Annotated in this window: 13 protein-coding genes and 1 pseudogene; 2 read left to right on the forward strand and 12 right to left on the reverse strand. The window is 70.1% G+C overall.

Annotation, left to right across the window (positions count from 1 at the left end):
• A partial coding sequence (locus ACTOWL_RS36300; protein WP_441326182.1) for a cupin domain-containing protein occupies positions 1-223 on the reverse strand: 223 nt, incomplete at its 3' end.
• 124 nt (positions 224-347) lie between these two features.
• Here ACTOWL_RS36300 and ACTOWL_RS36305 point away from each other — a divergent pair.
• Positions 348-1,328 (forward strand): oxidoreductase, encoded by a 981-nt coding sequence (locus ACTOWL_RS36305; protein ID WP_441326183.1) that lies wholly within the window; start codon positions 348-350, stop codon positions 1,326-1,328.
• Positions 1,329-1,330: 2 nt separating this feature from the next.
• Here ACTOWL_RS36305 and queC read toward each other — a convergent pair whose 3' ends face one another.
• The 4 genes from queC to ACTOWL_RS36325 all read right to left on the reverse strand — a co-directional run bounded on the left by queC (position 1,331) and on the right by ACTOWL_RS36325 (position 4,050).
• Positions 1,331-2,068, reverse strand: coding sequence for a 7-cyano-7-deazaguanine synthase QueC (gene queC, locus ACTOWL_RS36310; protein WP_441326184.1), 738 nt, complete (start codon positions 2,066-2,068; stop codon positions 1,331-1,333).
• Entirely contained in the window at positions 2,058-2,414 is a 357-nt protein-coding gene (queD, locus tag ACTOWL_RS36315; protein WP_441326185.1) for a 6-carboxytetrahydropterin synthase QueD, read from the reverse strand. Before queD ends, queC begins: the two co-directional genes overlap by 11 nt.
• A gap of 13 nt (positions 2,415-2,427) precedes the next feature.
• Positions 2,428-3,060 (reverse strand): 7-carboxy-7-deazaguanine synthase, encoded by a 633-nt coding sequence (queE, locus tag ACTOWL_RS36320; protein ID WP_441326186.1) that lies wholly within the window; start codon positions 3,058-3,060, stop codon positions 2,428-2,430.
• Between the two features lie 132 nt (positions 3,061-3,192).
• Positions 3,193-4,050: an alpha/beta fold hydrolase gene (locus tag ACTOWL_RS36325; RefSeq protein ID WP_441326187.1), complete on the reverse strand. Its 858-nt coding sequence runs from the start codon at positions 4,048-4,050 to the stop codon at positions 3,193-3,195.
• A 220-nt stretch (positions 4,051-4,270) separates the two neighbouring features.
• Here ACTOWL_RS36325 and ACTOWL_RS36330 point away from each other — a divergent pair, with 220 nt between their 5' ends.
• Complete coding sequence (locus ACTOWL_RS36330) at positions 4,271-5,209, forward strand: LysR family transcriptional regulator (protein ID WP_441326188.1); 939 nt, start codon at positions 4,271-4,273, stop codon at positions 5,207-5,209.
• A gap of 54 nt (positions 5,210-5,263) precedes the next feature.
• Here ACTOWL_RS36330 and ACTOWL_RS36335 read toward each other — a convergent pair whose 3' ends face one another.
• The 7 genes and pseudogenes from ACTOWL_RS36335 to ACTOWL_RS36365 form a co-directional block, all read right to left on the reverse strand.
• Positions 5,264-7,468 carry a molybdopterin cofactor-binding domain-containing protein gene (locus tag ACTOWL_RS36335; protein ID WP_441326189.1) on the reverse strand — a complete coding sequence of 735 codons (2,205 nt, stop codon included), beginning with the start codon at positions 7,466-7,468 and terminating at the stop codon, positions 5,264-5,266.
• Positions 7,469-7,484: 16 nt separating this feature from the next.
• Positions 7,485-7,940 (reverse strand): (2Fe-2S)-binding protein, encoded by a 456-nt coding sequence (locus tag ACTOWL_RS36340; protein WP_441326190.1) that lies wholly within the window; start codon positions 7,938-7,940, stop codon positions 7,485-7,487.
• Positions 7,941-8,064: 124 nt separating this feature from the next.
• Positions 8,065-8,646 (reverse strand): TetR/AcrR family transcriptional regulator, encoded by a 582-nt coding sequence (locus ACTOWL_RS36345; RefSeq protein WP_441326191.1) that lies wholly within the window; start codon positions 8,644-8,646, stop codon positions 8,065-8,067.
• Positions 8,647-8,734: 88 nt separating this feature from the next.
• Positions 8,735-9,250, reverse strand: a complete 516-nt coding sequence (locus ACTOWL_RS36350) for a hypothetical protein (RefSeq protein WP_441326192.1) — start codon at positions 9,248-9,250, stop codon at positions 8,735-8,737.
• Between the two features lie 50 nt (positions 9,251-9,300).
• Positions 9,301-10,545 (reverse strand): 2-oxoglutarate dehydrogenase complex dihydrolipoyllysine-residue succinyltransferase, encoded by a 1,245-nt coding sequence (gene odhB / locus ACTOWL_RS36355; RefSeq protein WP_441326193.1) that lies wholly within the window; start codon positions 10,543-10,545, stop codon positions 9,301-9,303.
• Between the two features lie 65 nt (positions 10,546-10,610).
• Positions 10,611-13,529 carry a 2-oxoglutarate dehydrogenase E1 component gene (locus ACTOWL_RS36360; RefSeq protein ID WP_441326194.1) on the reverse strand — a complete coding sequence of 973 codons (2,919 nt, stop codon included), beginning with the start codon at positions 13,527-13,529 and terminating at the stop codon, positions 10,611-10,613.
• Between the two features lie 305 nt (positions 13,530-13,834).
• A pseudogene (locus ACTOWL_RS36365) lies at positions 13,835-13,982 on the reverse strand (succinate--CoA ligase subunit alpha); the annotation flags it as partial.

Consider the following 13,982-nt stretch of genomic DNA (forward strand, 5'->3'; position numbering starts at 1 on the left):
GGGGGTCGGGCAGCGACTTCGACGTCAGGAAGCAGTCGCCCGACCGCAGCCGGGCCGGCGGCTGGCCGTCGACGGCCAGCCAGCAGCCGCCCTCGACCACGGCGTAGAACTTGACGCCGTCGGGCGCCGGCAGCCGCAGCGCCCAGTCGCCACCGGCCCGGAAGCCGGCGGAGACCGAGCCTCGGGGATTCAGCAGCGACAGGATGTCGGACAGCGGGTCCATGCGGGGCCTTCGGACGATCGCGACAGAGATCCGGAGTTTATTGCATTCCTGGTCCGGACGGACCAGTCCAGGATGGCATCACCGGCCCAGGCAGGCCGATGTCCCCTTCTCAGCGAAGCAGATCATGCCCAGCAGACAATTCCCCATCCGCTCCGGATTCGGGGCGACGACCACGGCTGTCGAGGCGCTCGCCGGCCGCGATCTCTCCGGCCTCACCGCCATCGTCACCGGCGGCTATTCCGGCCTGGGGACGGAGACGACGCGCGTGCTGTCCGAGGCCGGGGCGACCGTGGTGGTGCCGGCCCGCGACGCGGCCAAGGCCGGGGCCGCGCTGGCCGGGATGCGGCGGGTCGAGCTGGAGACGCTCGACCTCGCCGACCCGGCCTCGATCGACGCCTTCGCCGACCGCTTCCTGGCCAGCGGCCGGAAGCTGCCGATTCTGATCAACAGCGCCGGGGTCATGGCGCCGCCGCTGACCCGCGACGCCCGCGGCTACGAGCTGCAATTCGCCACCAACCATCTCGGCCATTTCCGGCTGACGGCGCGGCTGTGGCCGGCGCTGCGCCGGGCCGAAGGGGCCCGAATCGTGTCGGTCTCCTCGGCCGGGCACCGCTTCGCGCCGGTCGACTTCGACGACCCGAACTTCGAGCGCCGGGACTATGACAAGTGGCAGGCCTACGGCCAGTCGAAGACCGCCAATGCCCTGTTCGCGCTGGAGCTGGACCGTCGTGGCGAATCCGCCGGGGTGCGCGCCTTCTCGGTGCATCCGGGCGGGATCCTGACCGACCTCGTGCGCCATCTCGACATCGAGGATTTCCGCAGGTTCGGCCTGGTCGACGAGGAGACGGGCGAGGTCCGGCTGGAACGGCGCCAGGGCTTCAAGACGGTCGAGCAAGGCGCCGCGACCCAGGTCTGGTGCGCCACCAGTCCGCAGCTGGACGGGCTGGGCGGCGTCTATTGCGAGGATTGCGACGTGGCCGAGCCGGTGCCCGGCAACAGCGAGGAGCGGCGCGGCGTCAGCCCCTGGGCGATGGACCCGGAGGCGGCGGCCCGGCTGTGGCCGCTGAGCGAGCGCCTGGCCGACATCAGCTTCGACGCGGTGTGAGGCTAGGCGGCCGGCGGGCTGGGGTCGCGAAACCGGCGCCAGCCCTCGGCCCGCAGGGCGCAGGCCGGGCATTCGCCGCAGCCGCGGCCCCAGTCATGCGACTGGCTGCGGTCGCCGCGATAGCAGCTGTGGGTCTGGTCGCGGATCAGCCCGACCAGCGCCGCGCCGCCCAGGGACTCGGCCAGGCGCCAGGTCTCGGCCTTGTCGATCCACATCAGCGGCGTGTGCAGCACGAAGCGGGTCTCCATGCCCAGGTTCAGCGCCAGCTGCATCGCCTTCATGGTGTCGTCGCGGCAGTCCGGATAGCCGGAATAGTCGGTCTCGCAGACCCCGGCGACCAGGTGGCGCAGGCCGCGGCGATAGGCCAGGGCGGCGGCGAAGGTGACGAACACCAGGTTGCGGCCGGGCACGAAGGTGTTGGGCAGGCCGTTGTCCTGCATCGCGATCTCGACGTCGCGGGTCAGCGCCGTGTCGCTGACCTGGCCGAGCACGCCGAGGTCCAGCAATTGGTCGTCGCCCAGCCGCCCGGCCCAGGTCGGGAAACGGCTGCGCATCGAATCCAGGATGCCGGGCCGGACGTCGAGCTCGACCCGGTGGCGCTGGCCGTAGTCGAAGCCGATTGTCTCGACCCGGCCGAAGCGCTCCAGCGCCCAGGCCAGGCAGGTGGCCGAATCCTGCCCGCCGGAGAACAGCACCAGCGCGCCCTCGGCCGCAGCCCTCTCGCCCTGGTCACCGGCCATCATAGTCCGCCCAGCAGTTCGGGGTCTCGTAGACGGCGACAGCGGCCAGCAGCGGCAGCGTCGGCCGTACCCGGTCCCAGATCCAGATCGCGATGTGCTCGGCCGTCGGGTTCTCCAGCCCCTCGATCTCGTTCAGGCAGTGATGATCCAGCCGGGCCAGGATCGGCGCGAAGGCGGCCTCGACGTCGAAGAAGTCGACGACGAAGCCGGATTCGGGATCGACCGGCCCCTCCAGCCGCAGCTCGACCCGGTAGGAATGGCCGTGCATCCGGTGGCAGCGGTGCGTCGCCGGGACATTGGGCAGACGGTGCGCCGCCTCGAAGGTGAAGGCCTGGGTGATCCTCATGGCCAGACAATTTTCATGGAATGCCGATCAGCTTGTGGGTCTGCAGGCTCAGCCGCCATTGCGGGTGCGACAGGCAATAGGCGACCGCCGCCTCGGTGTTGGCGATGCGGTCCGGCCCGTCCATCGGCTGCAGCCAGAAATGGGTGAAGTCGAGACCGGCCACCGCCTCGGGCAGCAGCCCTGGCTGGGGGTAGACCAGCTTCAGCTCGTCGCCGCGGCGCGCGGCCAGGGGCGCGCCGGCCTTGGGGCTGACGCAGACCCAGTCCAGCTCGGCCGGCGGTTCGATGGTGCCGTTGGTCTCGACCGCGGCGGCGAAGCCGCGGGCATGGATGGCGTCCAGCAAGGCGCGGTCCAGCTGCAGCAGCGGCTCGCCGCCGGTGAACACGACGAAGCGCTCCGCCTCCGGCCCGTCCCAGCAGGCCGCGATCGCCGCGGCCAGGGCCTCGGCCGTGCCGAAGCGGCCGCCGCCCGGCCCGTCGGTGCCCAGGAAGTCGGTGTCGCAGAACCGGCACACCGCCTCGGCGCGGTCCTGCTCGCGGCCGGTCCACAGGTTGCAGCCGACGAAGCGGCAGAACACCGAGGCGCGCCCGGCATGGCGGCCCTCGCCCTGCAGGGTCTTGAAGATCTCTTTGACGACGTAGCCCATCACGCTGGTCCGGCGCGGCTCTCCGGGCGGTCCTCAGGGGGCGGGACCGTTGCCGCGCGGCGCGGTTTTAACCGGTTTCGCCGCGCGGGTCAGGTGCGAATTGCCGCGGCAGCCAACGCGACGGCCGGGCGGTCAGGCTCGCTGCCGCCCCAGGAAGTCCCGGATCAGCCCGGCGATCTCGGCGTGATGGGTCTCCAGCGCGAAATGGCCGGCATCGACGAAATGGATCTCGGCATCCGGCAGGTCGCGCTTGTAGGCCTCGGCCCCCGGCGGGATGAAGAACGCGTCGTTCTTGCCCCAGACCGCCAGCAGCGGCGGCCGGTGGGCGCGGAAATAGGCCTGGAACTCCGGATACAGCGCCACATTGGTGCGGTAGCTCAGGATCAGGTCCAGCTGGATCTCCTGCGCCTCCGGCCGCCGCATGTACCGGCTGTCCAGGGTGTAGCCGTCGGGCGACAGAAGCTCGGCCGGCGCGCCGTGCTGGTACTGGAAGCGGATCGCGTCGTCGGTCAGAGAGGCGCGGCAGGCCTCCCGGTGCTCGGCCGTGGGCTCGCGCCAATAGGCCTGCCACGGCCCCCATTCCTGGCTCAGCCCCTCGATATAGGCGTTGCCGTTCTGGCTGATGATGGCGCTGATCCGCTCCGGATGCTTCAGCGCCAGCCTCAGGCCGGTCGGGGCGCCGTAGTCGAAGATGTAGAGGGCGTAGCGCGTCAGCTCCATGGCGTCGGTGAAGCCGCCGATCACCTCGGCCAGCCGGTCGAAGCTGTAATCGAAGGACCCGCGCGGCGGGGCAACGGTGTTGCCGAAGCCCGGCAGGTCGGGCGCGATCACCCGGTAGCGGTCGGCCAGCAGCGGGATCAGGTCCCGGAACATGTGGCTGGCGGACGGGAAGCCGTGCAGCAGCAGCAGCACCGGCGCGTCGGCCGGCCCGGCTTCGCGGTAGAACACCGACACGTCGCCGACCTGCTTCGTGCCGTATCGCACGGTCATGGTGCCCGCCCTTTCAGGAAGAGGGGCCGCCGGTCGCTGGTCGGCCGCCCGCGCGGTGGCGGGAAGCAGGCCGAGCCCGCCGAGAAGGGTCAGCAGGGATCGCCTGCCCAGGTGCCGTGTCATCATCGCCTCGTGCGTTGTGGTCGAAGCCGATGTGGGCAGTTTCCGTTTCTGCAATAAGTCGGCATAGTCGCAATCTGAAATTGCAGGATCTGAAATCATGGACCGGCTCGACGCCATGGCCATCTTCCTGGCGGTCGTGGACCAGGGATCGCTGGCCGCCGCGGCCCGCGCCCTGGGGCGGTCGCCGGCCACCGTCACCCGGGCGATCGCGACGCTGGAGGCCCGGCTGGGCGAACGGCTGCTGCACCGGAACGCCCGCACCCTGCGGCTGACCGCCGGCGGCGAGCGCCAGGTCGCGATCTATCGCAGCGTCCTGGCCGAGCTGGAGGAGGCGGAGCGGAACCCGGATGCCGGCCGGCTGGAGGGGACGATCGGCATCACCGCGCCGGAGCTGTTCGGCCGGCTGAAGGTGATGCCGGTGCTGGAGCGGTTCCTGGCCGGCCACCCCGCGGTGCGGGCGCGGCTGTTGCTGCTGAACCGGGTGGTGAATCTGGTCGACGAGGGCGTGGACGTCGCGGTCCGGCTGGCGCCGCTGCCCGAGTCCGGCATCGTCGCGGTCCGCCTCGGCGAGGTGCGGAAGCTGACCTGCGCCGCCCCGTCCTATCTCGATCGATGCGGCGCGCCGGAGCAGCCGGCGGCGCTGTCACGGCACATCTGCATCGGTGCGGAGGAGGGCGGCGGCCGCGAGTTGTGGCGCTTCACCGACCGGTCCGCGTCCCGCGCCCGCACGGTCCCGGTCGCGCTCGAGCCGCGCATCGTCCTCAACAGCGCCGGCACGGCCGTGGACACCGCCCTTCGCGGCAGCGGCATCTGCCGGGTGCTGTCCTACCAGGTGGTCGACCATCTGGCGGCCGGCCGGCTGGTGGCGCTGCTGCCCGGCTTCGAGCCGGACCCGACCCCGGTGCATCTGGTGTTCCACCCGGTGCCGCGCCGCAACGCCGTGCTGCGCGCCTTCATCGACCACGCCACACCGCTGCTGCGGGCCGAACTGGCGGCGATCTCGTCCCGGATGGCGGCGGTGGCCGCACGCCCCTGAAACGAACGAGGCCCGCACAAGGCGGGCCTCGCATCTGGCATCCGGGCCGAATGATCAGGTGCTGGTCAGCTTCGACAGGTCGAGCGGCAGCGAGCGCAGGCGCTGGCCGGTCGCGGCGAAGACCGCGTTGCCGATCGCCGGCGCCAGCCCAGGCACGCCCGGCTCGCCGATGCCGGTCGGCGCCTCGGCCGAGGGCACGATGTGCACCTCGACCTTCGGCATCTCCGACATCCGGGTCGGCTCATAGGTGTCGAAATTGGCCTGCTCGACCTCGCCGTCCTTGAGCGTGATCTTGTTGCGCAGGACGACGGACAGGGCGAAGCCGACCGATCCCTCGACCTGGGCGTGGATCACGTCCGGGTTGACCGCGATGCCGCAATCGACGGCTGCGACCACCCGGTCGACCTTCAGCGCGCCGTCCTTGATCGAGACCTCGGCCACGGTGGCGACATAGGTGCCGAAGGACTGGTGCACGGCGACGCCGCGGCCGCTGCCCGCCGGCAGGGGCTGGCCCCAGCCCGCCTTCTCCGCCACCAGCGCCAGCACGCCGGCATGGCGCGGCTGGTCTTTCAGCAGTTCGGCGCGGAAGGCGACCGGGTCCTTTCCGGCCGCATGGGCCAGCTCGTCGACCACGGTCTCGACCGCATGGGCGGTGTGGGTGTGCCCGACCGAGCGCCACCACAGCACCGGCACGCCCTCCTTGGCGTTGTGCACCGTCGCGGTCAGGTCCGGCACCGCATAGGCGGTGTCCGACGCGCCCTCGATGCTGGTGGCGTCGATGCCGTCCTTCACCGCGAAGGCCTCGAAGGAGGTGCCGATCATGATCGACTTGCCGACCACGGTGTGGTCCCAGCCGCTGACGTTGCCGGCCGCATCCACCCCGGCCCGGACCTTGTGGTAGACCATCGGCCGGTAATAGCCGGCCTTCATGTCGTCTTCGCGGGTCCGCATCAGGTGGATCGGCGCCTTCATGCCGGTGGCCTTGACGATCATCGCCGCCTCGGCCGCGTAGTCGGCGTCCGGCGTGGCGCGCCGGCCGAAGGAGCCGCCGATGTAGGTCGAGGTGATCGTCACCTGCTCCGGCTTCAGGCCGAGGATGGCGGCGATCGTCGCCTGCTCGATGGTCTGGAACTGCGACCCCGCCCACCACACGGCGCCGTCGGCGGTCGGCTCCAGCACGCCGTTCAGCGGCTCCATCGGCGCATGGGCCAGGTAGGGGAACTCGAACTCCGCCTCCACCAGCTTGGCCGCCTTCTGCAGCGCCGCCGCGGCGTCGCCGCGCTTGCCCGCGGTCAGGCCGGGCGTCTGCGCCGTGGCCTTGTAGCCGGCCAGGATCGCGTCGGTGGACTGGCTCTCGGCCTTGGCGAAGTCCCACTCCACCTTCAGCGCCTCGCGGCCCTGCATCGCCGACCAGGTGTCGCGGGCCACGACCGCGACGCCGGTCGGGATGGTGACCACGTCGACCACGCCCGGCACCTGCTTCGCCGCGGCGGAGTCCACGCTCTTCGCCGTGCCGCCGAAGCGCGGCGGATGGGCGACCAGCGCGGTCAGCTGGCCGGGCCGGCGGACGTCGATCGAGAAGCCGGCCTTGCCGGTGATCTTGGCCGGCGTGTCCAGCCGCGGCACATGCCCGCCGACCAGGGTGAAGGCCTTCGGGTCCTTCAGTGTCACATCCGCCGGCGGGGTCAGCGTCGCCGCCTTGCCGGCGAGTTCGCCGAAGCGGGCGGATTTGCCGGAGGCGTGGCTGACGACGCCCTTCTGCACGGTGATCTCACCGGCCGGGACCTGCCACTCCGCCGCGGCCGCCTGCACCAGCATGGCGCGGGCGGTGGCGCCGGCCTTGCGCAGCTGGTCCCAGGAATTGGCGATCGAGGTCGACCCGCCGGTGCCCTGGATCGGGCCGAAGGCGAGGTTGTTGTAGAGCTTGGCGTCGGCCGGGGCGAATTCGAAGCGCATCTGGCCCCAGTCGGCGTCGATCTCCTCGGCGACGATGGTGGTCAGGCCGGTGGTCACGCCCTGGCCCATTTCGCAGTGCTTGATCAGCACCGTGACGGTGTCGTCCGGGGCGACGCGGACGAAGGCGTTGACGGCGAGGTCGCCGGCCGCGGCCATGGCCCGGCGGACGAGGGGCAGGTGGGTGGCGATCACCAGGGCGCCGCCCAGGGCGCTGGCGCCCTTCAGGAAGGATCGGCGATTCGGCCTGGCGAGATCGTCAGCGGTCCCGGGCACGGCCGGGACGACGATGGGCTGAGCAAACATGGATCGTCCCTCCGGTTCAGGCCAGCGACGCGGCGGCGTCGTGGATCGCGAGGCGAATGCGCTGATAGGTGCCGCAGCGGCAGATGTTGCCATCCATCGCCGAGACGATGTCGTCGTCGGTCGGCTTCGGCGTCTGGCTCAACAGGCCGATCGCCGACATGATCTGGCCGGACTGGCAGTAGCCGCACTGCACCACGTCGAGCTTGGTCCAGGCGGCGCGCACGGCCTCGGCGACCTTGCCCGACACGCCCTCGATGGTGGTGATCTTGCCGTCGCCGACATCGCCGACGAAGGTCTGGCACGACCGCACCGGCTGGCCGTCCAGATGCACGGTGCAGGCGCCGCACAGCGCCTGGCCGCAGCCGAACTTGGTGCCGGTCATGTCGAGATGGTCGCGGAGCGCCCAGAGCAGCGGCATCTGCGGATCGATGTCGAGCTCGTGGTCGGCGCCATTGATGTTGAGCTTCACCATGGTCGATGTCCCAATCTGGATGCGGTGCGGGGAACCGGGCACCGCGCCGGGGCTGGCTGTCCGCGTTGTCCGCGGATCTGGATCAAGATCTAGATCGAACGTTCGCTCTAATGCAGCTAAAACCTCACGGGTTTCTGGCAACGGCGCGCCAGCACCCTTCGGCGATATCGTCCAGGGTCGCGTCGTCCAGCGGCTCGTCCGGCGCCCGCCGGGCGAGGCGCGCGGCGACGGCGAAGGACAGGTCGTGGACGATGTCCGACGGCAGCGGCTTGAACGGGCTGCCGCCGTCGACCAGGCCGAGCCGGCGGGCGAGGATTGCGAAGTTCTTGTCCTCCCTCGCCAGCTCCTGCAGGTCGGTCGGGCAGTGGTAGGGCGAGTTCTCGTACTGCTCGAGGAACCGGGCCTCCAGCCGGTGGGTGCGGTAGAAATCATAGGCGTTGCGCCAGCTGCGCTTGAACGCCTCCTTCGGCGGAACGTCGTCGAAATCGCCCTGCAGCATGGCCCGGGCCTTCACCGTCTTGACCTGTTTGTAGAGGTCGCGGATCAGCTCGTCCTTGCTGGCGAAGTAGTGGTAGATCACGCCGGGGCTGGCGCCCGACCGCTTGGCGACCTGGGACATCGGCGTGTCGTGGAAGCCACGCTCCGCCACCAGCTCCAATGTCGCCTTCAGGATCGCGCACCGCTTGCTGTCGGTGTCGGGGAACACATCACACTCGATCGAACGTTCGTTCTAGTAATTAGCCGCTCCGCCAGGTTCGAGTCAAGGCTGGGTTCAAGTCAAGACTGGGGCGCGGTCAGCGCTTGGCGCAGTCCAGGATGTTCTCCAGCGCGGCGCCGGAGCCGGCGAGGGTGAAGGGCTCGGTCACCGCGGTCACCGCCGGCTCAGCAAGGCCGACGGTCAGCGCCTCGCCGCGGCGCAGGGACTCGACCAGCGCCCTCATCTGGTCGGTGGTGAAGGTCTTGGTCGGGGCCCAGTCGAAGCTGGTCGCGACCTCCTCGGCCGTGACGGCCATCGGCACCGCCGTGGCCTTGCCGTCGACGGTGAAGGTCACCGGCACCGACTTCGCCTCCAGGGTCAGCTTGCGGGGCAGCGAGAACAGCACATAGGCGCCGGTGCGGATCGCCTGGGCGCCCTGCGGCGCGATGTTTTCGGCGCAGTAGACGCCGAGATGGGCGCCGTCGGCATTGGTCAGCCCGGCATAGGCGGTGCCCATGTGGGTGCCGGTGCCCCAGCCCTCGGCCTCCTGGGCCGAGGCCGGCACCGCGATGGCAAGCAGGATGGGCAGGGCGAGAAGGACGGGGCGGGTCAAGCCGGGCTCCGAAACGAAGAAGGGCACGCCCAGCGTGCCCTTCCGATCGATCACATGTCGAGCAGGATGCGCTGCGGATCCTCCAGGCACTCCTTGACCCGGACCAGGAAGGTCACGGCCTCGCGCCCGTCGATGATGCGGTGGTCGTAGGACAGGGCCAGGTACATCATCGGCCGGATCTCGAGCTTGCCGCCCACCGCCATCGGCCGCTCCTGGATCTTGTGCATGCCCAGGATGCCCGACTGCGGCGGGTTCAGGATCGGCGTCGACATCAGTGAGCCGTAGACGCCGCCATTCGAGATGGTGAAGGTGCCGCCGGTCAGGTCGGCCATCGACAGCTTGCCGTCGCGCGCCTTGCGGCCCAGGTCGCCGATGGTCTTCTCGACCTCGGCGAAGGTCAGGCCGTCGGCGTCGCGCACCACCGGCACCACCAGCCCGTTCGGCGTGCCGACCGCGACGCCGATGTCGTAGTAGTTCTTGTAGACCAGGTCGTCGCCGTCGATCTCGGCATTGACCGCCGGCAGCTCCTTCAGCGCGACGATGCAGGCCTTCAGGAAGAAGGACATGAAGCCCAGCTTCACGCCGTGCTTCTTCTCGAAGCTGTCCTTGTACTGGTTGCGCAGCGCCATCAGCGCCGTCATGTCGACCTCGTTGAAGGTCGTCAGCATGGCGGCGTTGTTCTGCGCCTGCTTCAGCCGGGTGGCGATGGTCTTGCGCAGCTTGGTCATGCGCACCCGCTCCTCCCGGTCCTTCTTCGGCCGCGGGCCGCTCTCCGGACGGGTGAAGGCGGGGACCTCGATCACGCTGCCCGAAGCAGGAGCGGCGGCCGGCTTGGCGCCGCCGGAAGCCGCGGCCTGCGCGTCCTCCTTCAGGATGCGCCCGCCCTTGCCGCTGCCGGCGATGGCGCCGGCGTCGAGGCTGTTCTCGGCGATGATCTTGGCCGCCGACGGCATGGCGATCGGCGCGTCGCCGCCATTCACCTTGGCGGGAGCCGGAGCCGCGGCGGCGGGCTTGGCCGCCTCGGCCTTGGTCGCCGGCTTGGCGGCCGGGGCGCCGCTGCCCTCGCCGATGCTGCCCAGCAGCGCGCCGACCTCGACATTGGCGCCTTCCTCGGCGACCACCGATTCCAGCACGCCGGCGGCGGTGGCGTTGACCTCGAGCGTCACCTTGTCGGTCTCGAGCTCGACCAGCGGCTCATCCATGGCCACGGCCTCGCCCGGCTTCTTCAGCCAGCGGGCGACGGTGGCCTCGGTCACCGATTCGCCCAGGGCGGGCACCTTGATCTCGACGCTCATAGAGTCTCCATTCCTTCCGGTCCGTGCGGGCCGTGCTCGGGCCATTTGGAGTCAGTTGGCCGGGATCAGCCGGCCGACAGGGCCTCGTCGACCAGCTTGGCCTGTTCCTGGTTGTGACGGCGCAGCAGGCCGGTGGCCGGGGCTGCCGCCTCCGGCCGGCCGGCGTAGCGCGGCCGGGCGCTGCGATGCTTGATCTCGCCCAGGGCGGCCTCGATCTTGCGGTCGACGAAGTACCAGGCACCCTGGTTCTCGGGCTCCTCCTGGCACCACACCACGTCGGCGTTCGGATACTTCGCCAGTTCCGCGCCCAGCGTCTTGCGCGGGAACGGGAACAGCTGCTCCAGCCGGATGATGGCGACGTCCTTCAGGCCGCGCTCGTCGCGCTCCTTCTTGAGGTCGTAATAGACCTTGCCGGAGCAGATCACGACCCGCTTGACCGACTCCCCGGCCACCAGCTCCGCCGTCTCCGGCAGCACCCGGTGGAAGCCCGAGCCGTTGCCGAAATCGGCCAGGGTCGAGACGCAGTCCTTGTGCCGCAGCAGCGACTTCGGCGTGAACACCACCAGCGGCTTGCGGAAGTCGCGGTGCATCTGCCGCCGCAGCGCGTGGAAGTAGTTCGCCGGGGTGGTCAGGTTGACCACCTGCCAGTTGTCCTCGGCCGATTGCTGCAGGTAGCGCTCGATCCGGGCCGAGGAATGCTCCGGCCCCTGGCCCTCATAGCCGTGCGGCAGGAGCATCACCAGGCCGGACATGCGCAGCCACTTCTGCTCGCCGGAGGAGATGAACTGGTCGATGATGGTCTGGGCGCCGTTGGCGAAGTCGCCGAACTGCGCCTCCCACAGCGTCAGGGCCCGCGGCTCGGCCAGGGAATAGCCGTATTCGAAGCCCAGCACCGCGAATTCCGACAGCGGGCTGTCATGCACCTCGAAGGTCGCCTGGCCCTCGCGGACATGGTTCAGCGGGACGTAGCGCTCCTCGGTCTCCTGGTCGACCAGCACCGAATGGCGCTGGCTGAAGGTGCCACGGCCGGAATCCTGGCCGGACAGCCGTACCGGGATGCCCTCGGCCACCAGCGTGCCGAAGGCCAGCGCCTCGGCGGTCGACCAGTCGATGTCGCGGCCGGACTCGATCATCTGCGCCTTGGCCTTGAGCTGGCGCACGACCTTGGGATTGACGTTGATGCCCTGCGGCACGGTGCTGATGGCGCTGCCGACCTCGCGCAGCAGCCCGTCCGGCGCCGCGGTGGCGCCGCGGCGCTCGTCGCCAACGGCCGCGGTCAGGCCCGACCAGGCGCCGCCCAGCCAGTCCGCCTTGTTCGGCTTGTAGGAGGTGGCGGCCTGGAACGCCGCTTCCAGATGCTTCTGGAAGTCGCGGACCACGCCCTCGGCCTCGTCGGACGTCAGCAAGCCCTCATCGACCAGCTGCCGGGCGTACAGCTCGCGCACCGGCGGGTGCTGGGCGATGGTCTTGTACATCAGCGGCTGGGTGAAGGCCGGCTCGTCGCCCTCGTTGTGGCCGAAGCGGCGGTAGCAGAACATGTCCACCACCACGTCATGGCCGAATTCCTGGCGGAACTCGATGGCGATGCGCGAGGCGTGGACGACCGCTTCCGGATCGTCGCCGTTGACGTGGAAGATCGGCGCCTGGACCACCCGCGCCACGTCGGTGCAGTAGGGGCCCGAGCGGGAATAGACCGGCGCGGTGGTGAAGCCGATCTGGTTGTTGATGACAAAATGGACGGTGCCGCCGACGCGATAGCCCTTGAGGTCGGACATCATCAGCGTCTCGGCCACCACGCCCTGGCCGGCGAAGGCGGCGTCGCCATGGATCAGCAGCGGCAGGACGGCGGTGCGGTCCTCGTCGCGGCGCTGGGTCTGCTTGGCGCGGACCTTGCCGACCACCACCGGGTTGACGCATTCGAGATGCGACGGGTTCGCGGTCAGCGACAGGTGGATGACCTTGTCGTCGAACTCGCGGTCGGACGAGGTGCCGAGATGGTACTTCACGTCGGCCGATCCCTGCACGTCCTCGGGGTTGGCCGGGTTGCCCTGGAATTCCGAGAAGATCGCGGTGAACGACTTGCCGATGACGTTGGTCAGGGTGTTCAGCCGGCCGCGATGGGCCATGCCGAACACGACATCCTCGAGGCCCAGCTGCCCGCCGCGCTTCAGCACCTGCTCCAGCGCCGGGATCATCGCCTCGCCGCCGTCCAGGCCGAAGCGCTTGGTGCCGGTGTATTTGACGTTCAGGAAGCGCTCGAAGGTCTCGGCCGCGGTCAGGCGCTCATAGATCGCGCGCTTGCCGGCCGGGGTGAACTCGGTGCGGTTCTCGATCGTCTCGATCCGCTCCTGGATCCAGGCGCGGATCGCCGGGTCCTGGATGTGCATGTACTCGACGCCGATATGGCCGCAATAGGTGGCGCGCAGCCGGGTCACGATCTGCCGCAGCGTCGGCGTGTCGAGGCCGAGCTGGCCGGCGACATAGATCGGCCGCTCCATGTCGGCCTCGGTGAAGCCGTAGGTGGCGGGGTCGAGGTCCGGGTGCGGCTTGTGCGTGGTCAGGCCCAGCGGGTCGAGATCGGCCAGCAGGTGCCCGCGCACGCGATAGGCGCGGATCAGCTGCATCGCCCGCAGCGTGTCATGGGCGGCGCGGCGGATCGCGTCGGCATCCGGGGCGACAGCGGCGGCAGGCGCGGCCGGGGCCTTGCCGGGCTTTGCCCCCTTGGCCGGCGGCGCCTCGGTCGGCGCCTCCAGCCCGAAGGCCTCGCCGAGGCCGTTCAGCCTGGCCGCGGGGATGGCGCCGTTCTGCGGGCTCCAGGATGGTCCGGTGTCGACCTCCGCCTCGCCTTCGCCGAGACCGGCGAAGAAGGCACGCCAGCTCTCGTCCACCGAGGCCGGATCGGCCCGATAGCGATCGTGCAGCTCGGCGATGAAATCGGCATTCGGGGCGAACAGGAAGGAGCTTTGCTCCGACGGGCTACCCATTATTTCCAACGGCCGGTCTCCGGCCGTTTCCCTGGCGGTCGGTGGCCGCGTTGACGCCGCGGCCGGGCGGTCCCTTGGGGGGACGGGGCTCCAAGTGGCGCGCAACCTACGCCGAAAGTCCAAGAGATGAAAGGTATGTCGGGCGCGGAACGAGCAATTTCCGGCGCCATTACGACAGATCTCCCCCGCAAAGAACGCAAACGCGACATCGTGACCGGCGCGAACGGTCCGAATCGAGGGATCCGGACATCAAAAAGCCCCGACCGGCTGGGCCGGTCGGGGCTTCGCATCGTCCGCGGAAGGGATCAGCCCTTCATCGCCGCGAGCATGGTCTTGCCGAGCGATGCCGGGGAGTCGGCGACGGCGATGCCGGCGGCCTTCAGCGCCTCGATCTTGTGGTCGGCGGTGTCATGGCCGCCGGAGATCACGGCGCCGGCATGGCCCATGCGGCGG

The organism is Inquilinus sp. CA228 (assembly GCF_052078665.1).
Taxonomy (GTDB): domain Bacteria; phylum Pseudomonadota; class Alphaproteobacteria; order DSM-16000; family Inquilinaceae; genus Inquilinus.